Below are 26,060 nucleotides of genomic sequence, written 5' to 3' on the forward strand. Positions count from 1 at the left end.
GCGCCACTCCCCATCCCGACCGAGATCCGAACCCAGTGGAGGCAGCAAGTCTCATGGCGATCGCTCCCGAGCAGGCAGGCATCGGCATCCGCCGGCACTTCACCACCGACGGGGCCCACCCCTACGACGAGGTGGCCTGGGAGCGGCGCGACGCGCGCATCTCGAACTTCCGCGACGGCACCGTCGCCTTCGAGCAGCTCGACGTCGAGTTCCCGGTGACGTGGTCGCAGAACGCCACGAACATCGTCGCCCAGAAGTACTTCCGCGGTCAGCTCGGATCGCCCGAGCGGGAGCACTCGCTCAAGCAGGTCATCGACCGGGTGGCCGACACCATCACGCGGTGGGGCGCGAAGGACGGCTACTTCGTCGACGCGGCCGAGGCGCGTGCGTTCAACGACGAGCTGAAGCACCTCACGCTCCACCAGAAGGCGGCGTTCAACTCACCGGTGTGGTTCAACATCGGGGTGAAGGGCGAGCCGCAGCAGGGCGCGGCGTGCTTCATCCTCGCGGTCGACGACAAGATGAGCTCGATCCTCAACTGGTACGTCGAGGAGGGCACGATCTTCAAGGGGGGGTCGGGGTCGGGCATCAACCTGTCCAACATCCGCTCCTCCTACGAGTCGCTGAAGGGCGGCGGCACCGCGTCCGGCCCCGTGAGCTTCATGCGCGGTGCCGACGCGTCCGCCGGCACGATCAAGAGCGGGGGCAAGACGCGTCGCGCCGCCAAGATGGTGATCCTCAACGTCGACCATCCCGACATCGAGGACTTCATCTGGTGCAAGGCGGTCGAGGAGCGCAAGGCGCGGGCCCTGCGCGATGCGGGCTTCGACATGGATCTCGACGGCAAGGACAGCCACTCGACGCAGTACCAGAACGCCAACAACTCGGTGCGCGTCACCGACGAGTTCATGCAGGCCGTGCTCGACGACGCTGACTGGCCGCTGAAGGCGGTCACCACGGGAGAGGTCATCAAGACGGTGCGGGCGCGCCACCTCATGCGTCAGATCGCCGAGGCCACGTGGGAGTGCGCCGATCCGGGCATGCAGTTCGACACCACGATCAACCAGTGGCACACGGCGTCCAACAGCGGCCGCATCAACGCGTCGAACCCGTGCTGCTTCGTGGGCGACACCCTCGTCGCCACGTCGATCGGCGCGGTGCGGTTCGACCAGTTGGAGAAGATGGCGTTCGCCGGCGAGGAGCTCCCGGCCACCGTGTCCTACGACCGCGTCCACGGGTGCTTCGTCGCCGCGCCGATCACCTTCGCGTGGGTCGCGGGTCGCACCGACCGCCTCGTCGCGGTCACGACCGAGCGGGGCCTGTCGCTGCAGTGCACGCCCGAGCACCGGTTCCTCACGTTCACCGGCGACTACATCCAGGCCCACCACCTCGTGGCGGGCACCAAGCTGCAGGCGGTCGACGACAACGGCCAGGCCGTGGCCGACGAGGTCGCGTCGGTCACCGAGATCGTGCTCGACGAGGCCGTGCCCGTGTACGACCTCGAGGTCGACGGCCTCCACAACTTCGCGGTCACGTGCGAGGGCGCGACGATCGCCCACTCCGCGGTGGTGCACAACAGCGAGTACATGCACCTCGACAACTCCGCGTGCAACCTCGCGTCGCTGAACCTGCTGAAGTTCCTCGACGACGACGGCCGCTTCGACGTCGAGGGCTTCGAGGCCGCGGTCGACGTGATGTTCACCGCGCAGGAGATCCTCGTTGGCAACGCCGACTACCCGACCGAGAAGATCGCCGACACGTCACGCCGCTTCCGCCAGCTCGGGCTGGGCTACGCCAACCTCGGCGCGCTCCTGATGGCCCTCGGCCTGCCCTACGACTCCGACGAGGGGCGCGCCTGGGCGGGCGCTGTCACCGCGCTCATGACCGGTCGCGCCTACGTGACCTCTGCCCGCACGGCCGCCCGCATGGGCCCCTTCGCGGGCTATACCGAGAACCGCGAGCCGATGAACCGTGTGCTGCGACAACACCGCGAGAAGGTCGCCGCGATCGACGAGGAGAAGGTGCCGACCGAGCTGCTGTCTGCGGCCCAGGAGACGTGGGACGAAGCCGTCGACCTGGCCGATGTCGCAGGGGTGCGCAACTCGCAGGCCTCGGTCCTGGCGCCGACGGGCACCATTGGTCTCCTGATGGACTGCGACACCACCGGCATCGAGCCCGACCTCGGGCTGTGCAAGACGAAGAAGCTGGTCGGCGGAGGCACGATGTCGATCGTCAACCAGACCGTGCCCCGTGCCCTGCGCCGCATGGGCTACGACGACGGTCAGGTGGCCGAGGTCATCGCCTACATCGACGAGCACAAGACGATCGTCGGCGCGCCCCACGTCGCCGCCGAGCACCTGCCGGTGTTCGCCTGCTCGATGGGCGACCTCACCATCCACCACCTCGGCCACGTGCGGATGATGGCGGCGGTGCAGCCGTTCATCTCGGGTGCGATCTCCAAGACCGTGAACGTGCCCGAGTCGGTCACCGTCGACGAGCTCGAGCAGCTCCACGTCGACGCCTGGCGGATGGGCCTGAAGGCCGTCGCCATCTACCGCGACAACTCCAAGGTGGCGCAGCCACTCGCGAACACCAAGAAGGACGCGCCGGCGGCGGCACCGCAGCCCATCGCGCGCATCATCGAGAAGGTCGTGGTCAACGAGCCCACACGCCAGAAGCTGCCGCGCAAGCGGCGCAGCTCCACGTTCTCGTTCCGGGTGGCCGACTGCCACGGCTACGTCACTGTGGGCGAGTACGAGGACGGCCGGCCGGGTGAGCTGTTCCTCAAGGTGTCGAAGCAGGGCTCGACGCTCGCCGGCATCATGGACGCCTTCGCCATCTCGGTGAGCCACGGCCTGCAGTACGGCGTCCCGCTGAAGGCCTTCGTCGAGATGTACACCAACATGCGGTTCGAGCCCGCGGGGATGACCGACGACCCCGACATCCGCTTCGCCACCTCGCTGGTCGACTACATCTTCCGCCGCCTGGCCGTCGAGTACCTGCCGCTCGACGAGCGCATGGAGCTCGGCATCCTGTCGGTGGGGGAGCGCATGCAGCCGACGCTGCCCGGCGTCGACGAGGCGTCGATGCCATCGGCGACCGGCAGCGAGGTCGTGCCCGACCCGTCCCCGCCGGTGTACGCGGAGTCGATCGACCTCACGCCCGCGGTGGAGCCCGCGGCCGCTGACGCGCCGTACTGCTACCAGTGCGGCAACGTCATGCAGCGCGCCGGGTCGTGCTACGTGTGTGGCAGCTGCGGCACCACCAGCGGCTGCTCGTAAGCGCCGGTCGCGACGTCGAGCGAGGCGACGATGTCCGACATCGAGCTCGTGCGCGAGGTGTACACGGCGATGGCCGCGCGTGACGTCGGGCGCCGGTTCGAGCTTATCGACCCGACGTTCGTCGTCACCCAGGATCCGGCGCTGCCCTGGGGTGGCCGCCATGTCGGCCACGACGGCTTCGCCACCTTCGCGCTCGCGCTCAGCGGGACCATCGACTCGGCGGTGAGCATCGATGCCGTCTTCGCGGCCGACGGCGAGGTCATCCAGTGGGGGCGCACGCGGGGCACCGTGCGCGCCAACGGCGTGGCGTCCGACATCCCCGACGTGCACCGGTGGACGGTGCGCGACGGCAAGGCCGTCGCGGCCCACTTTGCCATCGACACCGCGGCGATGCTCGAGGCGCTGGCCCAGACCCCCTGACCCCGACCCGTTGAAAGAATGCACGAATCAAGAAGCGCGCGCTCGCGGATAGCGTGGTCATGTTCGTGCTGTTGCCGGCAGAGCCATGAGCGGGGAGGGTTGCGATGCCGTGGTTTCCGGACTTCGTCGCTGCCGCGGAGCTGGCGCGCCGAGAGGTTCGCGCCGCAGGTCAGGCCGATCCGGTCGCGCAGTACTTCACTGCACTGACCAAGGGCGATGCCCACGCCTTGGAGACGGTGTGGCCGGGGAAGGTCGTGATCTACGACCCCCGCGCCGGCGAGATACGCGGCCACAAGCAGTTGCGGCAGTTCGTCGAACACAATCAAGCCTGGTTGACGGAGCGCCACGCCAGTACCGAGGCCGTGGCTTCAACGCGTGAGGGTGGGCGGGCCGTTGTCGAGCTGCTGGCGCGCCTCTCCCACGACGGGGAGGAGGTGCTGTGGCCGCTGGCAGTGGTCGCCGAGTCCACCGACGATCGGTCGGTGGTGTTCCGCACCTACTGCAGCCAATGGCCGGTCGACGGACGCCGCCATGTCAGGGAACCCATACTCGAACCGGGGCACGCCCATCCTGGTGATGTGGTCGGCCGCTACCAGGCTGCCCTGGAGGCCGGTGACGCCGACGCGATCGTGAACACGTTCGCGACGGACGGGTACTTCCGCGAGCCCATCGGGCCCGACTACCTGCACCGCGGCACCCTCGAGCTGCGCTCGTTCTTCTCGAGGTGCTTTCGCGCCGGCGGCGGCATCGGTCTCCAGCACTGTGCCGTGACCGACGACGGGGTGCGGTGCGCCTTGGAGTACAACTGCGTCCGCTGGGGCAGCTACGACCTGCCGCCCCAGGCGGGCATCGCGGTGTTCGAGCGTGGTCCCGACGGGCTGCTGGTGGCGGCTCGGGCCTACGACGACGTGGAAGCACCCGTCGTCCGTGCCTGAGGCGCAGAGATGAGCGTCGCCCTGCATCACAACAAGCGGGCCGACGCGGGGAAGGCTCGGGTGTGGAGCGACCGAGATCGCAGTGCGGCTGGACGACACGGTGTTGGCGTGGCAGTCGTGGTCACAGCTGCACCAGGCCTATGTCGGCCCGTGGCGAGATCTGGTCCGCCACAGCGGACGCGTGCTCCAGGCGCTGTTGTTTCAACCCACCGGTGCGATCTGTGCCGCAGCTATCACCTCGCTGCCCGAGGTTGTCGGCGGGCGCCCGCAACTGCGACTACCGCTACGCCTGGGTCCGGGACGCGCTTTCACGATCGAGGCTCTCTGGGTGGCGGCCTGCCCCGATGAGGCGAATGAGGTCTTGGACTACACCCCCAGGTGTTCAGCCACATCGGCCTGGTCAACGCGGCCTGGGCGATCTCCGAAGCCGAGGCCGCCCGTACGGCATGAGGTTGGAGGGCGACCCGTGTGTTCTCTCGGTCAGGTGCTGCATCACGGCGCCGTAGGGCGCTCGCGGGCCCGCCGATCCCATCCGTGGAACCGCGACCAGTCGCCCGCGTCCCACGCGTCGCGGAGCCCCGGTTTGCCCAAGTCCCAGTCCGGGCGGATCTCGCTCGTCGCGGTGCGCAGGTCACGCCAGAGGTCGTACACCGACGGGCGACCCCAGAACCAGTAGCCGTTGTAGATGCTGTGAATGACCAGGCCCGGCTTGAGCACGAGCGTGTGCGGATTCATCGGATTGTGATCAGGGTCGGTGTACTCCTGAATGCCGAGGTCCTTCTGGATCGTCCGCCCGGGGTCGGAGAGGAAGGTCCACTGGGCGCCAACCGACGCGCGGAACTCCTGCAGCTCGTGGTGCTCGTCGGTCGCGATCGTGACGATCTGTGTGTAGGCCACCGCGACCTTCGGCTGGAACGCCGCCAGCTCGAGGTGCTGTTGGTGCTCTTTCGGGCAGTAGTGGCCGCGCGCAAGCGTAAGGATCATCGGATCGGCGCCCTGCAGGTCGCTGAGCCGGCGCGGGATGTTTGTGTGATCGGGCAGCTCATAGTCGGGGAACGTGCCGCCGGGTGCGATGTCGGAGCGCATGGTGGGCCCCTTACCTGTCTGCGGCGATCTCGACGCGGAGCGCCCTCAGCGCGTCGGCATAGATCTCGGAGAAGGTGGGGAATGGCTGGATCGTGTCGCGCAGCACGTCGAGCGGTACACGCGCGCGGATGGCCAACGTGGCTTGCTGGAGCCACTCGCCCGCCTCTGGCCCGAGCGCGTACGCGCCCGTGAGCCAGTCGCCGTCACTGAGGAGGGTCAGAAAGCCGTTCGACTCGGCATAGGCGCGTGTGTAGGTAGCGGTCCTCGCGACGCCCGAAACCGGCGCGCTGGCAGTGAAGCGCGCCTCGAGCGCGCCAACCGACGCGGCCTGCGGATCGGTGAAGACAACACGCGGGAGGGCTTCATAGTTGGCTACGCGTGGCTCGCCCAAGATGTTCGCGGCGACGATGTCGCCCTGGTACTTCCCGGTCGTCGTCAATGGCCAGATGCCGGTCACGTCGCCGATCGCCCAGACCCCATCGGCGGCGCGCAGGTGCACGTCGACCGGGATTCCGTGGCTGTCGGCCGCGATGCCGACGGTCTCGAGCCCGATGCCGTCGACACGCGGACGGCGACCGGTCGCGACGAGCAGCCGGTCACCCCGCAATTCGCGGCCGTCGTCGAAGGCCACGACGTAGTCGTCGCCGTCACGCCGCGCCTGTGTCGCGCTCACGCCGAGCACCAGCTCGATGCCGTCGTGACAGAGGACGTCGCCGAGCGCGTCACCCAGCGGTGCGGGCTCCCTGGCGAGCACGCGCTCGGCCATGTCGGCGAGGGCCACCTCGCCGCCGAGGCGGCGCACGGCCTGGGCCATCTCGACGCCGACCGGACCGCCGCCCAGGATCAGCAGGCGGCGGGGGACCGCAGTCATCGCGGTCACCTCGCGGTTCGTCCACACGCCCTCGAGCCCCCGGAGTCCGTCAACCGGCGGCACGATCGGTTCCGCTCCGGTGGCCACGACGACGTGCCGGGCCGTGTACCGCGTGCCGCTGACTTCGACCGTCCCCGGCCCGGCGAGCCGGCCGTTGCCGCGAAGCACGTCGATGCCACGGTCGGTTAGCCACTTCTCGGCACTGGTGTCCGTGTGGTTCGAGACCATGAAGTCCCGCCACGCAAGCGCGGCCGAGACGTCGATCCGCGCGCTCGCCGCAGCCTCGTTCGCGTGGTGCACGGCTTCACCCGGACGAAGCAGGGTCTTGGACGGGATGCACGCCCAGTAGGAGCACTCACCACCCACGAGCTCGCGTTCGACGACGGCGACGTGAAGTCCGCCCTCCACCAGCGCGCCGGCGCAGTGCTCGCCGGGCGCGCCGCCGCCGAGAACGATGACGTCGTAGTCGGTCACGTCGGAAGCCCCTTACCCGCCTGCTCCGCCACCATGTACGCGGCGTACCAGTCCGGCCAGTTCGGATCAGCCGCACCCGTACGCTTCTCGTGCTCGCCGTGTGCGGCCGCCGCACGCCGCATCGCGCTCGCCAGATCCCCGGCCGAGCTGAACGAGGTCGTCGCCGCGTCGACGCGACCGGGCAGTCGGCTGGTGATCTCCTGCAGCTGCCAGTCGTTTCCGTCCGGATCGCTGAACTCCGCGAACGACGCGTAGGTGCGCCGTTTCGGATCGGGGCCGCTCGCCCGAGTGTCGGGGTCGAAGCGGTTGTAACCGCCGGTGCCGTCGTGGAAGACGTCGCTCGCATTGACACCCTCGCCGACGAGCTCATCGTGCGCCGCCTCGATGTCAGAGACGACAAGGAGACCTCGAGCCGAACCGGGGGCAGCCGAAGTGAGGCCGATGCCGAACTGGATCGAGCACGCGGAGCCCGGCGGGGTGAGCTGGACCACCCGGAAGTCCTCGTTCCCGAGGTCCGCGTCCAGCCTCCATCCGAGGCTCTCGTAGAACTTCTTGGCGCGGTCGACATCCGAGACGGGGACGACGACCGTCTCGAGCTTCATGTCGACGCTTCCGACGCTCGCGTCAGTGGTGCTCATGGCTGCCTCCCTGGGATGGTTGCTGAGTATTGAAAACCGCGCTTCGCCGAGCTGTTGTCGTCATGACGTGACCCCGGGAGAGGCGTCGTTCCGGGCTTCGATGGCCTTGACGGTTTGTGCGAGTGTCTTTCCCAGTACGCGTTTGCCGACGATGCCGAGCACGCCGCCGAGCGCCCGCCCTTTGAGATTCTTGCCTTCGCGGACCACGACGACGTCCAGGTCGGTTCTTCCGTCGGACCGCGGCGTGAAGGTGTAGGTGTGGCCTGAGGCGCCTCCCCACGTGTTGGAGTCGGTGGTCGTCATGACGACGCGGTTGGGATCGGACCAGTCGTAGTGGAGGCGTTCCCAGATGCCGCCGGAGCCCTCCGTGACGTCGGCCTGAGTGGGGCCGCGGTCATGCACCTTGAGGTACTTGTCGGCACTGCGGCCAAAGAGCTTCGAGCGGCCCGGACCGAAGTCGGTGAGGCCGGCCACGAACTGCTCCGGCGTCGAGGTGGTCGTTTCGTGGAGGCGGATCGTGGACATGCGTGCTCCCTTCCGCAAGGTGTCTGCTGGCTGGTCACAAGGTGAGTTCGGGGGCGCCAGTTGCGACGTCGCCAGCTTGATGCTTTCCGTGCTGCACGTCTAGGAGTGAAACTCGGATGCGATCGGAGGGTTCCGTGCACGGCAAGCGGACGGCGAGCGGGGTCGAGATCGGTGGCTGGCTGCTGAAGGCCAACCCCGATGTGTGGGACGTCATCGGCCATCTGGCCGCGGGCCGCGTCATCGACGGATGGGGCGTGGCCGAGGGCTACCGCGCCGAGCTGATGGCGCCGGGCGACCGTTGCTTCGTGTGGGTCACCGGCCCGCGGGGCGCGTCCTGGACGCCGGGCATCTGGGCCGCGGGCGTGGTGACCGCGCGGCCCGTTCCCACGCGTGAGCGCCGCCGGCTGCGCGTCGGCCTCGACGTGCGTCCGCTCGACCCGGTCGTGCCCCGGTCAGAGTTGCGTTCCGACCCGCGGTTCGCGGCAGCCGAGGTGCTGCGGGTGCCGCGGATGGGGAACCCGCTGATCCTCACGCCGACCGAGGTGGCCGCGGTCGACGACCATCTCACGCAGGCGTGAACCACCGCCTGCCCTCGCCCGTGAGCACCCGGCCGAACTGCAGGTCGGGGAAGTGGGCGGCCGCGACCAGGTCGGTGGTGCCCTCCACCTCGCGCCAGACGGCCTCCCGCGTGCGCCGGGCCAGGTCGGGGTCGACGTCGCTCAGGGCGTAGAAGTCGGGCTCGGTCAGCTGCAGGGGACACTCGACGGCGTCGCCGAGCAGGAAGGCCCGTTCGTCACCCGACGCGAGCACCAGGCAGTAGTGGCCCGACGTGTGGCCGGGTGTGGCCCGGGCGGTGATGCCCGGCGCCAGCGCCACCATGTCGCCGTCCATGGGCTCGAGCCGGCCCGCGGCATCGAGCGCCTCCATGGCGACGCGGATGTGATCGGTCGGGTCCGCATCGGTCACGAACATCTTCCAATCCCCCACGCCGAACCGCACGGTTGCGTTGGCGAAGTAGGGCGCGCCCTCGTGCATCAGCCAGCCCGCGTGGTCGCGGTGGAGGTGGGTGCAGACGACGAGGTCGACGTCGCTCGGCGCGCACCCCGCTGCGGCCAGCTGCGCGGGGAGGTCACCGCCGCGCGCCCAGTCAGTGGTCCGCGCGCCGAGACCCGCGTCGAGCAGGACGGTGCGATCGCCGCCACGGACCAGATAGCAGCCGATGGGCATGTGGATGCGACCGTCGGCGCCGAGGAGCTCTCGGTGCGCCGACCAGTCGAGGTCGACGTAGAACTCTCGCGGGAGCACGGCCGTCCCGTCCGAGAGCGGTGCGAGCTCGAGGTCACCGATGCGCACGCGCGCCGACGCTACGTTGTCGCGATGGCCGATGCCGACGGGCTCCCGTTTCACCTGAAGGACAAGGTCGAGGCGGCTGCCGAGCTGCCCGGCGTCCCGGTCGGCACCCACGGGGTCGTCGCCGCGGTGGCCGGCCTCGAGTGGATCCGGTATCGCGTGCGCTTCGAGAACGGCGTAGAGCTGGGCACGCTCGACCCGAAGTACCTGGCCCCGCGCAAGTCGTAGACTCGACGGTTCGGCCCGGGACGGGCCGTTCTCGTCGATCGATGCCTTCCCATCCCGACCTCGCGTCCGAGCAGGCCCACGTCGCCCTGGCGTACGAGCGTCTCGCCGCCACCCGCGCCGCCGCCGAACAGGCGCTGAGGGCCGCGCTGGGCCAGGGCGGCATCGGCACGCCCCAAGCGCTCGTCGAGCGCGACGTGATGGTGGCGAACGCGCTCGAGCGGATCGAGCGCCTGGGGGTCGGCGACGAGGCCATCTGCTTCGGGCGCATCGACCGGGACGACGGCGAGGCGTACCACATCGGGCGCCTGGCGGTCGCCGACGTCGACCACACGCCGCTCGTCATCGACTGGCGGGTGCCGGCCGCGGAGCCCTTCTACCGGGCCACCGGTCGCCATCCCATGGGCCTCTGGCGTCGCCGCCACCTCGTCACCGACGGGCGCCGCGTCGTCGACCTCGAGGACGAGCTGTTCGGTCCGACGACTGCGGGCCAGGCCGGCCCCGAAGGCAACGGAGAGAACGCGGCGGGCGACGGTCGCCTCGCGGGCCCGGCGACGCTCCTCGCCGCGCTCGAGCGGTCGCGGACGGGTTTCATGCGCGACATCGTGGCCACCGTCCAGGCCGAGCAGGACCAGATCATCCGGGCCCCGCTGACCGGTGTGCTCGTCGTGCAGGGCGGCCCGGGCACGGGGAAGACCGCGGTTGCGCTGCACCGGGCCGCCTACCTCCTCTACACCCACCGCTTCCTGCTCGAGCGTCAGGGCGTGCTCGTCGTCGGGCCCAACCGCCTCTTCCTCCGTTACATCGAGCAGGTGCTGCCGTCGCTGGGTGAGACGGGCGTCCACCTGGCCACGCCCGCATCGCTCGTGCCCGAGGTGACGCCAACGGGCACGGAACCGATCGACGTCGCCCGGCTCAAGGGCGACGGGCGCATGGCCGCGGTCGTCGCCAAGGCCGTGCGCGATCGCGAGCGGCCCCTGCGCCGCGGCGTCGAGGTGCCGTTCGGCCGCCGGGTGCTGCGTCTCGCGGCGCGCGACACGGCCGAGATCGTATCGACCGCCCGCCGCCGGTCGGGCCCCCACAACGCGCGCCGGCGTCTCGTCGAGCGGCTCTTGTTCGATCGGTTGCACGAGCAATGGGTAAGCGCGGAGGGCGCGGCGGGACTGTCGGTCGAGGAGATGGGTCGCGTGCTACGGCGCGAGCCGGAGGTGTTCGAGGCGCTCGAGCGCATGTGGCCGGTGCTCACACCGATGCAGCTCCTGCACGACCTCTTCGGCGCGCGTCCGCTGCTCGAGCTGGCGGGGGCCGGGCTTCGGCCGGAGGAGCGCGCCGCGTTGCACCGGCCGCGCCGCGCCTCGCTCGAAGACGTCGCGTGGACGCCTGCCGACATGGCGCTGCTCGACGAGGCGCGCCATCGGCTGGGGCCGGCGCGCGGCAAGGACGAGCTGCGCACGTACGGCCACATCGTCGTCGACGAGGCGCAGGACCTCTCGCCGATGCAGCTGCGCATGCTCACCCGCAGGTCGCTGTCGGGCTCGATGACCGTGGTCGGCGACCTGGCCCAGGCCACCGGCACCTGGGCCGCGTCGACGTGGGACGACGTCGTGCGCCACCTCGAGCCCCGGCGGGGCTGGCAGCTCGTCGGCCTGAGCGTCAACTACCGCACGCCGTCCGAGATCATGGCGGTGGCCGACCGCGTGCTGGCCGCCGCGGTCCCCGGTGCACGACCCCCTCGGTCGGTGCGCTCGACCGGGGCGACGCCTCGGTTCGTGCGCTGCGATCCCCCCGCGCTTCCCGCATGCGTGGCCGAGGTGGCCGCGGCCCAGGCGGCATCGGGAGGCACGATCGCCGTCGTCTGCGCGGTGTCCCAGCGCGACGACCTCGCCGAGGCGCTGCGGGTCGCGGAGGTCGACTTCGGCGACGCGACCCGCCGCGGCCTTTCGGCGCCGGTGACGCTCGTCGACGTCGGAATGGTGAAGGGCCTCGAGTTCGACGTGGTGATCGTGGTCTCACCGGCCCGGCTGGTCGCGGAGTCGGCACAGGGGCCCCGCAGCCTGTACGTGGCGCTCACCCGCGCCACCCGTCGTCTCGTCGTCGTCCACGCCGAGGATCTTCCGTCGATCATGGGCGAGCCATAGGGTGTCGCCGATGACGGACATCGACATGGGCCTCACCCACGTGGCCCTCCCGGTCACCGATCCCGACGCCAGCGTCGAGTTCTACGAGCGCTACGCGGCGATGAAGGTCGTGCACCGCAGGCGCGACGAGGCCGCGGGCACGACGGTCGTGTGGCTCAGCGACCTCACCCGTCCGTTCGTGATCGTGCTCGTCGAGTCGACGCGCGTCGACGGGGGGCTCGGTGGGTTCGCCCACCTGGGTGTGGCCTGCGAGAGCCGCGACGAGGTCGACCGGCGGGGCGAGCAGGCGCGATCAGAAGGACGAACGGTGCTCGGTCCCCACGATTCCGGACCTCCTGTCGGCTACTGGATGTTCATCGCTGACCCCGACGGCCACAACCTCGAGCTCTCCCACGGCCAAGAGGTGGCCTTCACCATCGAGCACGCGAGCTAAGGAGAAAGAAGGATGCCGGTACGCACTTCAGACGCGCAGTGGGAGGGCGACCTCCCGTCCGGGAAGGGCACGATGCGGTTCGGGGGCGGGGCCTTCGAAGGGCAGTACTCGTTCGCGTCGCGCTTCGAGAGCGGCACGGGCACCAACCCCGAGGAGCTCATCGCCGCGGCCCACGCGGGCTGCTTCTCCATGGCGCTGTCGGGCGCGTTGTCGCGCGCCGGCCACGTGCCCAACCGCGTCCACACCACCGCCAAGGTGCACCTGGACAAGGGCGACGCCGGCTTCCGGATCTCGGCCATCGAGCTCGAGACCGAGGCGGACGTGCCCGGCATCGATGACGCTGCCTTCCAGAAGGAGGCCGCGGCGGCCAAGGTCGGCTGCCCGGTCTCGCAGGCACTGGCCGCCGTCGACATCACGCTGAACGCGCGACTGGTGTAGGCGCAGTCAGCTCTTGCGCACGCGCGCGATGTCGGTGGCCTTCGTCATCTTCTGAGCCCGCTTGCCGTGGCTGCGCGGCGTGATGTCGACGTCGCTCGCCTCGGCGCGCAGCGCGCCGACGGTGCAGGACTCGCGTTGGCGGTGGGCGAACGGGTCGTAGCGGAAGTGGCGCATGGCGTTGCCGTGGGTGATGGCGTCGACCTCGGCGCGGGTGAGGTCGTCGAGCGGGTTCAACGACTTGGCCAGCGTCTCGGCCGACATGGGCCAGGTGGAGTCCGAGTGGGGGTAGTCGCACTCCCAGCAGATCGTGTCGACGCCCACGCGGTGACGGCTCTCGAGGCCCGACGGGTCATCGATGAAGCAGGTGACGATGCGGTCACGGAAGACCTGGCTCGGCAGCATGTCGCCGAAGTCCTGCCCCGTCCACTGGTGGTGGCGCTGGTAGATCCAATCCACGCGGTCGAGGAAGTAGGGGATCCAGCCGATGCCGCCCTCGGACAGCGCGAACCGGAGCGTTGGGTACTTCCGCAACACCGGCGACCAGAGCAGGTCGGCGGCGGCCTGCACGATGTTGATCGGCTGGAGGCTGATGAGCACGTCGATCGGCGCCTCGACCGACGTGACGACGAGGGTGGACGACGAGCCGATGTGCATGCAGACGATCGTGCCCTCGTCGCTGCAGGCGGACCAGAAGGGGTCCCAGTGCTCGTTGTGGAGGCTGGGGAGCTTCAGCTTCTCGGGGTTCTCGGAGAACGAGACCGCGTGACAGCCCTTCTCCGCCACCCGATGGATCTCGTCTGCCATCAGCTGGGGGTCCCAGATCGGGGGGATGGCGAGCGGGATGAAGCGACCGGGGTAGCTGCCACACCACTCGTCGATGTGCCAGTCGTTGTACGCCCGGAGCACCGCGAGGCCCAGCTCCTTGTCGGACGAGCGGGCGAACAGCTGACCGCACAGGTTCGGGAACGACGGGAAGCACATCGAGCCGAGCACGCCATTGACGTTCATGTCGCGCACGCGCTCGTCGATGTCGTAGCAACCGGCTCGCAGCTCGTCGAACGAGGTCGGCTCCATGCCGTACTCGTCGGGTGGGCGGCCGGCGACCGCGTTGAGCCCGATGTTGGGGATCTCGCGGCCGTCGTAGGTCCAGACGTCGGTGCCGTCGTCCTTGCGGATCAGCCGGGGGGCGCCGTCCTGGAAGCGCGCCTCGAGGCGCCCGTCGAACAGATGAGGTGGCTCGACCACGTGGTCGTCGACGCTCACGAGGATCAGGTCGTCGATGTCGATATTGCTCATGTTGCCTCCCGGACCCCTGACGTCTCAGCCCCCCGACGTCGAGTCACGATAACTCGGCCAGCAGCCGCGCCTTGTCGACCTTGCCCATGCCGGTGCGGGGCAGCGGCTCCGCCCGCAGCACCAGGCGGCGGGGCCGCTTGTAGTCGGCCAGGCGGTCGACGACGAACGCGCGCACGTCGTCGAGCGTGAGCGCCGGCGCGCCGTCGCGCAGCCGCACCACCGCGCAGACGTCGTGGCCCAGCATCGCGTGGGGCACACCGATGATGGCGACCTCGGCGATGTCAGGATGCTCGAACAGCGCGCTCTCGACCTCGACCGAGTAGATGTTGTAGCCCCCGCGCAGCACCATGTCCTTCTTCCGGTCGACGATGAACAGGTAGCCCTCGTCGTCGAGACGACCGAGATCACCCGTGAACACCCAGCCGTTGCGCCACGTGCGGGCGGTGCCGTCGGGGTCGTTGTGGTACGAGCGCCGGCCCGCGGGCAGCTTGAGCGTGATCTCGCCCACCTCACCGGTCGTCACCTCGTGCTCCAGCTCGTCGACGATGCGGATCTCGACACCGGGCATGGGCCGCCCGACCGAGCCCGGGCGGTTCAGGGCCTCACCGGGCGGGAGCACGCACACGCTGTTGCCACCCTCGGTGAGGCCGTAGCCCTGGGTGAGCGTCGCATTCGGGAACGCAGCTGCGAGCACCTCGACGGCCGCGGGTGGCGTGGGCGCACCGCCGAACATCACGACGACGACCGACGACGTGTCGCGGTCGCGCAGCGCGCCCGACTCGAGCAGGAGCAGGATGTGCGCCGGCACCATCAGCACGAACATGGCCCGCTCGCGCTCGATGAGCTCGGCGAAGCGACCGGTCTCGAACGTGGGCTGCACGACGCTCGTCACCGCCAGCCGCATCGGTGTGAGCTGGGCGCCGATCACACCGGTGAACGTCGAGAGCGGCATGGCGTGCAGGAACGTGCCCCCCCGTTTGAGCGGCTCCATCGCATGATGAGCGGCGTTGTCGTGGGTCGAAGCGACGCCCTTGGGCAGGCCGGTGGTGCCCGACGTGTAGAAGATGTCGGCTGGGTCGTCGCCGTCGACGTCGACCCGGAACGCTGAGTCGTCGCGATCGACGAGATCGGTGTACGGCAGGACTGCGACGCCGGGCGCACCACTCGTGAGCTCGTGGGCGCGAGCCGTCTGGTCGCCCGCGGTGACGACCGCTCTCGCCCCGCTGTCGGAGAGGACGTGCTCGATCTCGCGCCGGGCGTAGCGCGGGTTGACGAGCACTGCGACCGCGCCCGCCCGCAGGACGGCGACGTAGGCGACCTGCAGCGCGCACGCGTCGTGGTTGGTCATGAGGAGCGCGACCCGGTCGCCCTTGCGCACACCCGCGGCGGTCAGCCCCCGGGCCACGGCGTTGGCGCGCCTGTCCCACGCCGCGAAGCTCATCTCCGAGGCGCCGTCGACCCGCACGCCGTCAACCCGTAGAGCCGTCCGGTCACCGAAACGCTCCGCCCGGTCGTGGACCTCGTCGCTCACGAACACGGACGTGACCTATCAATACACTGCCGGCCATGCAAGTGACGGCCGCACCCATCCTCGTCGGCTCGCTGTTCGACTTCCCCCAGGCCGACGAGGGGGCGAGCTTCCTCGACGCGGTGCGATTGGGCCTCGACGACGTGGCGTCGACGGGTCGCATCGACCGCGCGGTCGAGCTCGTGCCCCACCTCGCGCGCGGGCTTCCGCTCGGCACCGCGCGCGACGTCGAGAACGGCTTCGACGACCTCGAGGCGCTGGGGGTACTGGCCATCCTCGGGCCGTCGATCAGCGACAACGGGCTCATCGTGCGCGACCTGGCCGACGACGCGGGGCTGGCGTGCATCAACTACACCGGAGGCGAGCACACCCGGAGCGAGCTCATGTTCCACTACCAGGTGGGCTCGCTCGAGGAGGAGCCCGCGGTGCTGGCGCGGTACCTCGTCGACCAGGGCCGGCGGACGGTAGCGGTCATCCACGATCACTCGCCCGTGGGCCGGCGCTACGCGGACTTCTTCGAGCAGGCGCGCGGCCTGTTGGGCCTCGAGGTGACGGGCACCGCCGCCATCTCGCCGCTGGCGCAGGACGCGAGCGCGCTCGTGTCCCGCCTCCGTGCCGCTGATCCCGACGGGCTGTTGTACCTCGGGCTGGGCGTCTCGGCGCGCACGGTGGCTCTCGCGTTGCAGGCGGAGCGATGGGATGTTCCCGTCGTCGCCAACTCCGCGCTCATGTTCGGCTACGCACAGCACGACTGGCGCGCCGCATGGGAGGGCTGGGTCTACGTCGACACCGTCGCCGACGACAACGAGATGCGCGCCCGACTGCGCGAGCGCTCGCGCCCGTCGGCCGCGGGACCGATCGGCGTGGCGGCCTACGACATGGGTCGTCTCCTCGGCGAGGGCATCGCCCGCGCCGTTCATCTGACGCGCGACGGCATCCGCGACGGCCTCGAGCACGTGAAGCAACTGCCGGCGACGAGCGGGCGCGAGGGCACCATGATGGGCTTCGGCAGCTGGGACCACGCCGCCCTCAAGGGGCCCTATCTGGTGCTCCGCAGCTGGCGCGAAGGGCACACCGTGCAGGTCACGTGAGCGAGGAGCGAGGCGAGGCGGAGGACCGCAGCCGGTGAAGCGCGGGGTCGTCGGCGTCGTCGTCATCGCGCTCGTCGCCGTGGGGGTCGTCGAGGGAACGGCGATACGGCGCGACCGGGCCCGCCGCCAGTCGCGTCGCGAGGCGGTCGCGCTGGTGGAGAGCTGGCTGCGCCTGTGGTCGCGCTCGGACTGGACCGCGATGCGCCGGTTGGTGGATGCACCTCCCCGCTCGTTCGTGCGCACCTACTCCGACGCGTCGGCCACGCTGGGGATCCAGCAGGCTCGCTACCGCCACGGCGTCGTCCGTTTCGAGGGGGCCGACCCCGGTGCCACCTTCACGGCCCAGCTGCAGCTCGAAGGCTTCGGCCCCTACCGGTGTGCCGGCCGGCTGCCGATCCGGCGCCGCGACGGCACGTGGCGCGTGCGCTGGACGCCGGCCGTGCTGCACCCGCAGCTCACAGGCGGCCGCCGCTTCGACCGGGCCCGGCTGTTCGCGCCCCGGGCGGGCCTCCTCGACGCGGCCGGTGCGCCCCTCGACGTGCGTGATCCCGACCTGCGCACGATCGCAGGAGCGGTCGGCAAGGCAACACCCCAACAGGCCGCGGCGCTCGGCGCGCCCTACCGGGCCGGCGACGTCGTGGGTCAGTCGGGGCTGCAGTCCGCGTACGAGCGCCGCCTGGCAGGGGAGCCCGCGAGCGAGCTGCGCGTGGTCGAAGGCGATGGCGCGGTCGTCGAGACGCTGCTGCGGACCGCGGGTGGGCCGCCCGAGTCAGTGCAGACGGGCATCGACCCCCGCATCCAGCGGGTGGCGGGGCAGGCCCTGCAGGGCGTGACCCAGCCGGCGGCGCTGGTCGCGATCGACGCGCCGAGCGGTGAGGTGCGTGCCGTCGTGAGCAGACCTGCGGGCGGCTTCCCGCGCGCCATCCAGGGCCGTTACCCGCCGGGCTCGACGTTCAAGATCGTCACCGCGACCGCCGCGCTCGCTTCCGGAGAGTCGCCCGACGCGAGCGTGTCGTGCCCGCCCGAGGTCGTCGTCGGCGGCCGGCGCTTCGTCAACGCCGAGGGCGAAGCGTTCGGGCCCATCCCGTTCCGCACCGCGTTCTACCGCTCGTGCAACACCGCGTTCATCAACGTGGCCACCGGGTTGCCCGCCGACGCGCTCGGTGCGGCGGCCGCGACCTTCGGGTTCGGAGGCTATGACCTGCCGGTGCCGGCCTTTTCGGCTCGGTTCCCGCCACCGAAGGACGTCGTCGAACGGGCGGCCTCCGCCATCGGCCAGGCGCGGGTCGAGGCCAGCCCGCTCCACATGACTTCCGTCGCGGCGGGCGTCTCGTCGGGAACGTGGAAGGCCCCGCGCCTCGTGCGGTCGGCGCCACCGGGCCCGGTGAAGGCGATTCCGGTGGCGCCGACCTTGCGCGAGCTCATGCGCCTCGTCGTCACGTCGGGAACGGGCACGGCCGCCAACGTCGCGGGCGCTCCCGTGTACGGGAAGACCGGCACCGCCGAGTTCGGAACGCGGCAACCGCCCCAGACGCACGCCTGGTTCGTCGGGTTCCGCAGCGATCTGGCGTTCGCGGTTCTCGTCGAGGGTGGTGGCTTCGGCGGCGAGGTCGCCGCGCCCCTCGCCGCCCGCTTCCTCCAGTTGCTCTGAGCTCAGGCCTTGACGGCCTCGACGTTCAGGTCGATTCGCACCTTGGGCCCGACGACCACGCCACCGGCCTCGAGCGGCGCGTTCCACGTGAGCCCGAAGTCCTCGCGGTTCACCTGGGTCGTCGCGCTGAACGCGATCCTGCTGTTGCCCCACGGGTCGGCCGCGGCGCCGTCGAACTCGACCTCGAGCACCACTGGGCGGGTGACGTCACGGATGGTGAGGTCGCCTGCCAACAACCATTGCGAGCCGTCGTTCTTGACGGTGGTGCTGTGGAACTCGAGCGTCGGAAAGCGTTCGACGTCGAGGAAGTCAGGGGAGCGCAGGTGGGCGTCACGTGCCTCGTCGCCCGTACTGATGCTGGTTGCCTGGATCGTCACGTGGGCGGACGACTGTTCGGGATCCTCGCCGATCTCGATGGTTCCCTCGACGTCGGTGAAGCGGCCCCGTACCTTGGCGATCATCAGGTGGCGAGCCACGAACTCGACAGAGGTGTGGGACCGGTCGATGTTCCAGTTACCTGCGGCGGGCACCTCGTGGGCCTCGACGCTGTGGGTGGAGGTTGCGTTTGTCATGGTGGGCACGTTCCTCTCGATCTGTCGGAATGGGTTGACGCCGTCACTAACCCTTTCGCAGGTCAATTATTTCCAGTAAGCTTAGGTTCCTGATGGATGCGACCGAGATCTCTCCGTACTGCCCCCGCTTCCAGCGGGCCGTCGAGGTCATCGGCCGGCGCTGGACGGGCGCCGTCGTGCGGGCGCTCATGACCGGAAGCCGCCGGTTCAGCGAGATCGCCGACACCGTCCCCGGCATCAGCGACCGCCTCCTCTCGGAGCGCCTGAAGGAGCTGGAGGCGGAGGACATCGTCGAACGGGTGGTCGTCCCGAGCACGCCCGTCCGGGTCGACTACCGGCTGACGGCGAAGGGCCGCGAGCTGGTGCCGGTGTTCGAAGCGCTGGGCGCATGGTCGGAGCGATGGATCCCGCTGCCCGCCGGGACGGAATAGCCGGTACGCCTCGATAGTTGAGCACTTCAAGGTTCTCACTTCGAAGGAGCCCAAAGTCGTGGAAACTTCCGAACGCACCCACACACTTCCGGTCCTGCCCCTGACCACAGGGGTCGTGCTGCCCCAGATGGTGGTGACGCTCGCCCTCGAGACGGGCGAGGCCCGGGCCGCAGCCGATGCCGCCTTGGCCGGCGACCGTCGCGTCCTGCTCGTGCCCCGCACGGAGCGGGGTTACGCGCGCGTCGGCACCCTGGCCCACATCGAAGACGCCGGCGACCTGCCGAGCGGCATCCGCGCCCTCGTCGTCCGCGGCCTGCAGCGCGCCGTCATCGGAGCGGGCGTCGCGGGGCAGGGGCCCGGCCTCTGGGTCGAGGCCGAGCTCGTCGACGAGACGGCTTCGGTGTCTGCGCGCGCCGGTGAGCTGGCGCGGGAGTACCGCGCCGTCATCGAGAACATCCTCGAGCACCGTGGCGCCCGACAGGTCGCCGAGTCGTTGCGCGGCATTACCGACCCCGCGGCAATGGCCGACACCGCGGGCTATTCGCCCGACCTGAGCTTCGAGCGCAAGGTCGAGGTGCTCGAGACGCTCGACGTCGAGCAGCGCCTCGAGCTCGTGCTCGCCTGGGCGCGCGAGACGCTGGCCGACCTCACGCTCAAGGAGCGCATCCGCTCCGACGTCGCCGACGGCATGGAGAAGACGCAACGTGAGTTCCTGTTGCGCCAGCAGTTGTCGGCGATCCGCAAGGAGCTCGGCGAGGATGGCGAGGAGAGCGCGACCGACGAGTTCCGTCGCCGCCTCGACGAGGTGGAGCTGCCCGACGACGTGCGCGGCGCGGTCGAACGGGAGATCGACCGACTCGAGCGCACCGCCGAGCAGAGCCCCGAGCACGGCTGGATCCGTACCTGGCTCGACACCATGTTCGAGCTGCCCTGGGGGAAGCGGAGCGACGACCGGCTCGACATCGCCCAGGCGCGCCGCATCCTCGACGCCGACCACACCGGCCTCGACGACGTGAAGGATCGCATCGTCGAGGAGCTCGCCGTGCGTCAGCGGCGGGCGCAGCAGGGCGTGCAGCTCGTGGGCCGCGGCAACGGCCTCATCCTCGCCCTGGTGGGACCGCCCGGCGTCGGCAAGACGTCGTTGGGCGAGTCGATCGCGCGCGCCCTCGGACGAAAGTTCGTGCGTCTCGCGCTGGGCGGCATCCGCGACGAGGCCGAGATCCGCGGCCACCGGCGCACCTACGTCGGGGCCATGCCCGGCCGCATCGCGCGCGCGCTCAAGGAGGCGGGCACGATGAACCCGGTGATCGTGCTCGACGAGGTCGACAAGGTGGGCAGCGACTGGCGGGGCGATCCCTCGTCGGCGCTGCTCGAGGTGCTCGACCCCGCGCAGAACCACACCTTCCGCGACCACTACCTCGAGGTCGACCTCGACCTGTCCGAGGTGCTGTTCCTCGCGACGGCCAACCTGGCCGACACCATCCCGGGGCCGCTGCTCGACCGCATGGAGCTGGTGCATCTCGACGGCTACACGGAGGACGAGAAGGTCGCCATCGCCCGCCACCATCTGCTCGCGCGTCAACTCGAGCGCAACGGGCTCGGTCCCGACGAGGTGGTCCTGACGGACGACGCACTCCACACGATCGTCACCGACCACACCCGCGAGGCGGGCGTGCGAAACCTCGAGCGTGAGCTGGGGCGTCTGCTGCGCAAGGCCGCGACCCGGATCTCGTCGGGCGACGCCGACGCGCCCCTCGCCGTCGACGGTGCCGACGTGCGCACCTACCTCGGCCGGCCGCGCTTCTTCTTCGAGGTGCCCGACCGCACCCGTCTTCCCGGCGTGGCGACGGGCCTGGCGGTGACCGGCACGGGTGGCGACGTCCTCTTCGTGGAGGCCATCGCGATGGATGGCGAGGCCGGGCTGGGCATCACCGGCCAGCTGGGCGACGTCATGAAGGAGTCGGCCGAGATCGCGCTGTCCTACGTGCGCTCGAACGCCGGCGACCTCGGAGTGGGCCGCGACGCGCTCGCCCGCCGTTTCCACCTGCACGTGCCCGCGGGCGCGGTGCCCAAGGACGGGCCATCGGCCGGCATCACCATGACGACCGCGCTGGTGAGCCTGCTCACCGGTCGCCCGGTGCGCTCGAGCGTGGGCATGACCGGTGAGGTCACCCTGCAGGGTCGCGTGCTGCCGATCGGCGGGGTGAAGCAGAAGGTGCTCGCGGCGCACCGGGCCGGGTTGCGCGAGGTGATCCTGCCCGAGCGCAACGGTCCCGACCTCGACGACGTGCCCGAGGCCGTCCGCGACGCGATGAAGTTCCACCTCGTGGGTGACGTGCGCGAGGTGCTGTTCCTGGCGCTCGAGCCGGCCGACGAGGCGGCCGGCCGAGCCGCCGCCTGATGCCGCGCGGGCTAGCGGCCGGCGCGACGACCGCACCGGTTGCTGTTGCGGTCACCGTGGCAAGATGCGCGCATGCGAACCGTCATCGAAACGGCCGAGGCGGTGCGCGCGGGCGAGATGAAGGCGGTCGAGGTGCTCGACGAGTGCCTCGCCGCCATCGACGCCCACAACGCACCGCTCAACGCCTTCGTCCATGTCGACCCCGAGCTCGCGCACCGCGCCGCCGAGGCGGTCGACGCGGCGATCGCACGCGGCGAAGACCCGGGCCCGCTGGCCGGGGTGCCGTTCGGTGTGAAGGACCTCGAGGACTGCGAGGGCATGCCGACGTCGCAGGGCTCGCTTCTGTACAAGGGCCGCCCGCCGGTCGCGGCCGACTCCATCCACGTGGGCCGGCTGCGCCGCGCCGGCGCGGTGCCCGTGGGCAAGACCGCGGCTCCCGAGTTCGGCAGCACTGCGTTCACACACACCAAGGCGTGGGGCACGACGCGCAACCCGTGGAACCTCGAACGCACGCCCGGGGGCTCGAGCGGCGGGTCGGCGGCCGCGGTGGTGTCGGGCATGGTGCCTTTCTGCACCGCGAGCGATGGCGGCGGCTCGACGCGCATCCCCGCCGCGTTCAGTGGCCTCCTCGGGCACAAGGCCAGCTATGGGCGCATCGCGCATGAGGACGCGGCGCTGTCACAGACGTCGGTCCTCGGCGCGCTCACCACGACCGTGGCCGACGCGGCGCGCCATCTCGACGTGGCCGCGGGCCCCGACGACCGCGACCGGGCCTCGTTGCCGGTACCGACGGTTCGCTACGAGGAGGCCATCGAGTCGTTGGACGTGCGCGGCCTGCGGGCCACGTGGTCGCTCGACCTCGGCTTCGCGGTGGTCGACCCGGAGGTGGCCGATCTCTGCCATGCCGCGGCGCACGCGCTCGTCGACGCGGCCGGGCTGAAGCTCGTCGAGCGACCGTTCGCGGTCGACAACGCCATGCGCACATGGTTGTCGGCGGGCGCAGTCGACCCCTGGCTCGACCTCGAGCCCGGGATGTGGCCGGAGCGCGCGGCCGACTTCACCGGCCTGGTGCGCGCCGGTCTCGAGAGGAGCGAGCAGTGGACCGTTCCCCGCTACGCGCGCGCCCTCCGGCACCGCCGGGCGCTCGAGGAAGCCGTGGCCGATCTGTTCCGCGACGTCGACATCCTGCTGTTGCCGTCGACCGCGGTCGCCGCCTTCGCGGCTGCGGGGCCCATGCCGATGGAGGTCGACGGGCGCGACGCGTCTCACTGCGGCCCGGTGCCGTTCACGATGCTCGCCAACCTGTGCTGGAACCCGGCGGTGTCGGTTCCCGCGGGGCTCACGTCGGAAGGGTTGCCGGTCGGCCTGCAGGTCGTGGGTCGCCGTCACGCGGACGAGGTCGTGCTTCGTCTGGCGCGGCTCTACGAGCAGGCCCGTCCGTGGCCGCGCTTCGTCCCGTCGTACCGCTGATCGACGCCGTCGTCTGTTAGCATTGTTTCTGTAGTTGCGGGCGAGCACCGTCCCGGTGCCCTCGCGGGTCACCTCATCAGCGTTCACCGTCGTTCGAGAGCAGCCGTCAAGACGCACCGTCTCTCGTCGGAGTCGCCCTGGAGGACGACCCACCGAACCGACGAGACGACAGGAGCACACGACACCTGATGACGACCACCTTCGCCACGCTCGGGCTCTCGCCCGACGTGGTGCGAGCCCTCACGGCCGCCGGCATCACCGATCCGTTTCCCATCCAGGCGCTGACCATCGCCGACGGCCTGGCCGGTCGCGACGTGTGCGGCAAGGCGAAGACCGGTTCGGGCAAGACCCTCGCCTTCGGCCTTCCGATGATCGAACGCACCGAGAAGGCGGCCCCGTGCCGTCCCCGCGCTTTGGTTCTCGTGCCCACCCGCGAGCTCGCGTTGCAGGTGAGCGATGCACTTGCACCGATCGCTGCGGCGCGTGACCGCACGGTGGGTGTGCTCTACGGCGGCGCCGCGGTCGAGCGCCAGATCAGCGCGCTCCAGGCCGGGCTCGACATCGCGGTGGCGACACCCGGGCGACTCATCGACCTCCTCGACCGCGGCGCCCTGAAGCTGTCCGACGTCGACTTCGTCGTCATCGACGAAGCCGACCGCATGGCCGACATGGGCTTTCTGCCGCAGGTCGAATGGGTGCTGCGCAAGCTCGATCACCCCGCGCAGACCCTGCTCTTCTCGGCCACGCTCGACGGCGACGTGCGCTATCTCATCCGCCACTACCTGCACGATCCCGTGCATCACGAAGTGGTCTCCACCCAGGCAACGGTCGAGGAGATGGAGCACCGCTTCCTCGCGGTCCACCAGATGGACAAGGTGAAGGTCACCGCCGCGATCGCGCGTGGCGCCAATCGCACGCTCGTGTTCGTCCGCACCAAGCGCGGTGCCGACCGCCTCGTTCTCCAACTGCGGCGCGAGGGGGTGCAGGCGCACGCCATCCACGGCGACCTGCGCCAGAGCCTGCGGGAGAAGGCGCTGAAGGACTTCGCCGCCGGCACGCAGCAGGTGCTCGTGGCCACCGACGTCGCCGCTCGCGGCATCCACGTCGACGCCATCGACGTGGTCGTGCACTACGACCCGCCGGAGGACCAGAAGGGCTACCTCCACCGCTCGGGACGCACGGCGCGCGCCGGCGTGGCCGGCGTGGTGGCCACGCTGGTGCTGTGGGACCAGATGCTGCACGTTGAGCGGCTCCAGAAGCGGCTCGGTGTGCACCAGCCGATCGTCGAGGTCTTCTCGAACGACACCCGCCTCGCGGACCTGGCGGCGTGGGACCCCTCGTCGGTCGTCGAGGTGGCGTAGCCGACACCCCCGCGTCAACCGGACGGGAGGGCGCCCCTCTCGCGGTGCCCGGACAGGAAGAGGCGGCAGCCCACACCGCCATGCGAACGGCCGCACCCGGCCCGTGGGGCCGGTTGCCGATGAGATGGCGGTGCTCGGCCCGCTGCTCGCACGCGTCGATCCGCTGCCGGGCGAGGTCGCCGGCCAGCAATGGGTGCATCGTGTCCTCCTCGGCGTCGAGCGATGACATCGATGTGATTCTGCGCCTCTCCCACTGACATCCCCTGTCAGTGGAATCCATCTAGAGTGGACCGGTGCGAGCGCCGAAGCGCAGGTACGGCAGCCGCGTCGGGTACGTGAGCCGATGAGAGCCAGCCGGCTGGTCTCGCTGCTGCTCCTGCTCCAGACGCGTGGCCGCATGACGGCGGCCCAGCTGGCCGAGGTGCTCGAGGTCTCCGTGCGGACGATCTACCGCGACCTCGAGGCGTTGAGCGCGGCGGGGGTGCCCGTCTACGCGGAGGCGGGGCCGAACGGGGGGTGCCAGCTCATCGACGGTTACCGCACCCGATTGACGGGGCTGACGGCAAAGGAGGCCGAGGCGCTGTTCGCGTCCGGCGTCGCCGGGCCGGTCGGCGAGCTCGGCTTCGGCACCGTGCTCGGCGCGGCCCAGCTCAAGCTGCTGGCCGCACTGCCTGAGGAGCTCGCCGAGCGCGCGTCGCTGGCGCGCCAGCGATTCCACCTCGACGCCCCGCGTTGGTTCCGTGGGGGACGCAACCAGCCCCATCTCGTCGAGGTCGCCGCGGCAGTTTGGGACGACCGGCGCATCACGGTGCGCTACCGGCACCCGGGGGCGAAGGAGGCCGCGACCCGAAACCTGGAACCGCTCGGCCTCGTGTTGAAGGCCGGGGTCTGGTATCTGGTGGCCCGACGCGAGGGTGAGCTCCGCACCTACCGGCTCTCGCGCGTCGAGGAGGTCTCGCTGCTCGAGGAACAGTTCGAGCGGCCCGACGACTTCGACCTGGCCCGGTTCTGGCAGGCGACGGTCGAGCACTATGAGGCGAGCGTCCCGACGGTCGAGGTGGTGGTCCGCGTGTCGGATGCGGGCTACGCGTGGTTGTGCGGGCTCGAGCGTCAGGGTGGGCGCTCGATCAGCGAGCGAGACGGGCTCGACGAGCCCCGTGCGCGGTGCACCGTCGCCTTCGAGAACCTCGAGGAGGCGTACGACGACCTGTTGCAGCTGGGTGCCGAGGTCGAGGTGATCGATCCGCCTTCGCTCCGGTCTCGGCTGGCCACCACCGCCGCGGCGATGGTGTCGCTGTACCAGTGACGCGCTAGTGCCGTCAGGGCGCTAGTTGAGCCGGCCCCGCAGCTGCCGGGCCTCGCTCAGCAGTGCGGCGGCGCCCGCGGGCTGAGCCTCGGCCTCAGCCTCGAGCTCCACCGCCGCCTCCCGGAAGCGTCCGATGCGC

23 protein-coding genes and 1 pseudogene are annotated in these 26,060 nt (G+C 70.5%); 16 read left to right on the top strand and 8 right to left on the bottom strand.

Annotated elements, in window-relative coordinates; all coding sequences use genetic code 11:
- Positions 1-53 precede the first annotated feature (53 nt).
- The 4 genes and pseudogenes from E6G06_11895 (at position 54) to E6G06_11910 (ending at position 4,994) form a co-directional block, all read left to right on the top strand.
- Positions 54-3,281 (top strand): hypothetical protein, encoded by a 3,228-nt coding sequence (locus E6G06_11895; GenBank protein ID TML90499.1) that lies wholly within the window; start codon positions 54-56, stop codon positions 3,279-3,281.
- A 30-nt stretch (positions 3,282-3,311) separates the two neighbouring features.
- Positions 3,312-3,701, top strand: coding sequence for a hypothetical protein (locus E6G06_11900; protein ID TML90500.1), 390 nt, complete (start codon positions 3,312-3,314; stop codon positions 3,699-3,701).
- 104 nt (positions 3,702-3,805) lie between these two features.
- Positions 3,806-4,636, top strand: coding sequence for a hypothetical protein (locus E6G06_11905; GenBank protein ID TML90501.1), 831 nt, complete (start codon positions 3,806-3,808; stop codon positions 4,634-4,636).
- A 54-nt stretch (positions 4,637-4,690) separates the two neighbouring features.
- Positions 4,691-4,994: pseudogene (locus E6G06_11910) on the top strand (glycoside hydrolase family 15 protein).
- A 134-nt stretch (positions 4,995-5,128) separates the two neighbouring features.
- Here the strand turns inward: E6G06_11910 and E6G06_11915 are convergent.
- Genes E6G06_11915 through E6G06_11930 form a run of 4 tightly spaced genes read right to left on the bottom strand, consistent with a single transcriptional unit; the run spans position 5,129 to position 8,230 of the window.
- Positions 5,129-5,722, bottom strand: coding sequence for a redoxin domain-containing protein (locus tag E6G06_11915; protein TML90502.1), 594 nt, complete (start codon positions 5,720-5,722; stop codon positions 5,129-5,131).
- A gap of 10 nt (positions 5,723-5,732) precedes the next feature.
- Positions 5,733-7,067 carry an NAD(P)/FAD-dependent oxidoreductase gene (locus tag E6G06_11920; GenBank protein TML90503.1) on the bottom strand — a complete coding sequence of 445 codons (1,335 nt, stop codon included), beginning with the start codon at positions 7,065-7,067 and terminating at the stop codon, positions 5,733-5,735.
- Positions 7,064-7,705 carry a glyoxalase gene (locus E6G06_11925; protein TML90504.1) on the bottom strand — a complete coding sequence of 214 codons (642 nt, stop codon included), beginning with the start codon at positions 7,703-7,705 and terminating at the stop codon, positions 7,064-7,066. Before E6G06_11925 ends, E6G06_11920 begins: the two co-directional genes overlap by 4 nt.
- 60 nt (positions 7,706-7,765) lie before the next feature.
- Positions 7,766-8,230 carry a hypothetical protein gene (locus E6G06_11930; GenBank protein ID TML90505.1) on the bottom strand — a complete coding sequence of 155 codons (465 nt, stop codon included), beginning with the start codon at positions 8,228-8,230 and terminating at the stop codon, positions 7,766-7,768.
- Between the two features lie 116 nt (positions 8,231-8,346).
- On the opposite strand from E6G06_11930, the gene E6G06_11935 reads away from it, so the two are divergent.
- The gene (locus tag E6G06_11935) at positions 8,347-8,808 is read left to right on the top strand and encodes an EVE domain-containing protein (GenBank protein TML90506.1); all 462 of its coding nucleotides are present in this window, start codon (positions 8,347-8,349) and stop codon (positions 8,806-8,808) included.
- Here E6G06_11935 and E6G06_11940 read toward each other — a convergent pair.
- Complete coding sequence (locus E6G06_11940) at positions 8,795-9,583, bottom strand: MBL fold metallo-hydrolase (GenBank protein TML90507.1); 789 nt, start codon at positions 9,581-9,583, stop codon at positions 8,795-8,797. The genes E6G06_11935 and E6G06_11940 overlap by 14 nt on opposite strands.
- Positions 9,584-9,607: 24 nt before the next feature.
- Here E6G06_11940 and E6G06_11945 point away from each other — a divergent pair, with 24 nt between their 5' ends.
- Genes E6G06_11945 through E6G06_11960 form a run of 4 tightly spaced genes read left to right on the top strand, consistent with a single transcriptional unit; the run spans position 9,608 to position 12,814 of the window.
- Entirely contained in the window at positions 9,608-9,808 is a 201-nt protein-coding gene (locus E6G06_11945; GenBank protein ID TML90508.1) for a hypothetical protein, read from the top strand.
- Positions 9,809-9,849: 41 nt separating this feature from the next.
- On the top strand, positions 9,850-11,943 hold the full coding sequence (locus E6G06_11950; protein ID TML90509.1) for a hypothetical protein: 2,094 nt from the start codon (positions 9,850-9,852) through the stop codon (positions 11,941-11,943).
- Between the two features lie 10 nt (positions 11,944-11,953).
- Entirely contained in the window at positions 11,954-12,376 is a 423-nt protein-coding gene (locus E6G06_11955) for a VOC family protein (GenBank protein TML90510.1), read from the top strand.
- 12 nt (positions 12,377-12,388) lie between these two features.
- Positions 12,389-12,814 carry an OsmC family protein gene (locus E6G06_11960; GenBank protein TML90511.1) on the top strand — a complete coding sequence of 142 codons (426 nt, stop codon included), beginning with the start codon at positions 12,389-12,391 and terminating at the stop codon, positions 12,812-12,814.
- Positions 12,815-12,820: 6 nt separating this feature from the next.
- Here the strand turns inward: E6G06_11960 and E6G06_11965 are convergent, their stop codons facing one another.
- Positions 12,821-14,101, bottom strand: coding sequence for an amidohydrolase (locus tag E6G06_11965; GenBank protein ID TML90592.1), 1,281 nt, complete (start codon positions 14,099-14,101; stop codon positions 12,821-12,823).
- 52 nt (positions 14,102-14,153) lie between these two features.
- Positions 14,154-15,647, bottom strand: a complete 1,494-nt coding sequence (locus E6G06_11970; GenBank protein TML90512.1) for a long-chain fatty acid--CoA ligase — start codon at positions 15,645-15,647, stop codon at positions 14,154-14,156.
- A gap of 29 nt (positions 15,648-15,676) precedes the next feature.
- On the opposite strand from E6G06_11970, the gene E6G06_11975 reads away from it, so the two are divergent.
- Both E6G06_11975 and E6G06_11980 read left to right on the top strand, forming a co-directional pair.
- A complete protein-coding gene (locus E6G06_11975; GenBank protein ID TML90513.1) occupies positions 15,677-16,729 on the top strand; it encodes an amino acid ABC transporter substrate-binding protein in 1,053 nt (350 codons plus the stop codon).
- A 34-nt stretch (positions 16,730-16,763) separates the two neighbouring features.
- Positions 16,764-18,380, top strand: a complete 1,617-nt coding sequence (locus E6G06_11980) for a hypothetical protein (GenBank protein TML90514.1) — start codon at positions 16,764-16,766, stop codon at positions 18,378-18,380.
- A gap of 2 nt (positions 18,381-18,382) precedes the next feature.
- On the opposite strand, the gene E6G06_11985 is transcribed toward E6G06_11980, so the two are convergent.
- The gene (locus tag E6G06_11985; GenBank protein ID TML90515.1) at positions 18,383-18,952 is read right to left on the bottom strand and encodes a YceI family protein; all 570 of its coding nucleotides are present in this window, start codon (positions 18,950-18,952) and stop codon (positions 18,383-18,385) included.
- A 92-nt stretch (positions 18,953-19,044) separates the two neighbouring features.
- Between E6G06_11985 and E6G06_11990 the strand changes: the two genes are divergently transcribed.
- From E6G06_11990 to E6G06_12010, 5 genes are all read left to right on the top strand, one after another.
- Positions 19,045-19,383: a helix-turn-helix transcriptional regulator gene (locus tag E6G06_11990; protein ID TML90516.1), complete on the top strand. Its 339-nt coding sequence runs from the start codon at positions 19,045-19,047 to the stop codon at positions 19,381-19,383.
- 127 nt (positions 19,384-19,510) lie between these two features.
- On the top strand, positions 19,511-21,784 hold the full coding sequence (lon, locus tag E6G06_11995; protein TML90593.1) for an endopeptidase La: 2,274 nt from the start codon (positions 19,511-19,513) through the stop codon (positions 21,782-21,784).
- A gap of 72 nt (positions 21,785-21,856) precedes the next feature.
- Entirely contained in the window at positions 21,857-23,254 is a 1,398-nt protein-coding gene (locus tag E6G06_12000) for an amidase (protein ID TML90517.1), read from the top strand.
- Positions 23,255-23,442: 188 nt separating this feature from the next.
- The gene (locus tag E6G06_12005; GenBank protein TML90518.1) at positions 23,443-24,615 is read left to right on the top strand and encodes a DEAD/DEAH box helicase; all 1,173 of its coding nucleotides are present in this window, start codon (positions 23,443-23,445) and stop codon (positions 24,613-24,615) included.
- A 343-nt stretch (positions 24,616-24,958) separates the two neighbouring features.
- A complete protein-coding gene (locus E6G06_12010) occupies positions 24,959-25,921 on the top strand; it encodes a WYL domain-containing protein (GenBank protein ID TML90519.1) in 963 nt (320 codons plus the stop codon).
- Positions 25,922-26,060: the final 139 nt, after the last annotated feature.

The organism is Actinomycetota bacterium, from assembly GCA_005888325.1.
Classification (GTDB): domain Bacteria; phylum Actinomycetota; class Acidimicrobiia; order Acidimicrobiales; family AC-14; genus AC-14.

Coding starts and splice junctions, on each gene's coding strand:
- E6G06_11895 (TML90499.1), top strand. CDS start 54: ATGGCGATCGCTCCCGAGCAGGCAGGCATCGGCATCCGCCGGCACTTC.
- E6G06_11900 (TML90500.1), top strand. CDS start 3,312: ATGTCCGACATCGAGCTCGTGCGCGAGGTGTACACGGCGATGGCCGCG.
- E6G06_11905 (TML90501.1), top strand. CDS start 3,806: ATGCCGTGGTTTCCGGACTTCGTCGCTGCCGCGGAGCTGGCGCGCCGA.
- E6G06_11915 (TML90502.1), bottom strand. CDS start 5,722: ATGCGCTCCGACATCGCACCCGGCGGCACGTTCCCCGACTATGAGCTG.
- E6G06_11925 (TML90504.1), bottom strand. CDS start 7,705: ATGAGCACCACTGACGCGAGCGTCGGAAGCGTCGACATGAAGCTCGAG.
- E6G06_11930 (TML90505.1), bottom strand. CDS start 8,230: ATGTCCACGATCCGCCTCCACGAAACGACCACCTCGACGCCGGAGCAG.
- E6G06_11935 (TML90506.1), top strand. CDS start 8,347: ATGCGATCGGAGGGTTCCGTGCACGGCAAGCGGACGGCGAGCGGGGTC.
- E6G06_11945 (TML90508.1), top strand. CDS start 9,608: ATGGCCGATGCCGACGGGCTCCCGTTTCACCTGAAGGACAAGGTCGAG.
- E6G06_11950 (TML90509.1), top strand. CDS start 9,850: ATGCCTTCCCATCCCGACCTCGCGTCCGAGCAGGCCCACGTCGCCCTG.
- E6G06_11955 (TML90510.1), top strand. CDS start 11,954: ATGACGGACATCGACATGGGCCTCACCCACGTGGCCCTCCCGGTCACC.
- E6G06_11960 (TML90511.1), top strand. CDS start 12,389: ATGCCGGTACGCACTTCAGACGCGCAGTGGGAGGGCGACCTCCCGTCC.
- E6G06_11975 (TML90513.1), top strand. CDS start 15,677: ATGCAAGTGACGGCCGCACCCATCCTCGTCGGCTCGCTGTTCGACTTC.
- E6G06_11985 (TML90515.1), bottom strand. CDS start 18,952: ATGACAAACGCAACCTCCACCCACAGCGTCGAGGCCCACGAGGTGCCC.
- E6G06_11990 (TML90516.1), top strand. CDS start 19,045: ATGGATGCGACCGAGATCTCTCCGTACTGCCCCCGCTTCCAGCGGGCC.
- lon (TML90593.1), top strand. CDS start 19,511: ATGGTGGTGACGCTCGCCCTCGAGACGGGCGAGGCCCGGGCCGCAGCC.
- E6G06_12000 (TML90517.1), top strand. CDS start 21,857: ATGCGAACCGTCATCGAAACGGCCGAGGCGGTGCGCGCGGGCGAGATG.
- E6G06_12005 (TML90518.1), top strand. CDS start 23,443: ATGACGACCACCTTCGCCACGCTCGGGCTCTCGCCCGACGTGGTGCGA.
- E6G06_12010 (TML90519.1), top strand. CDS start 24,959: ATGAGAGCCAGCCGGCTGGTCTCGCTGCTGCTCCTGCTCCAGACGCGT.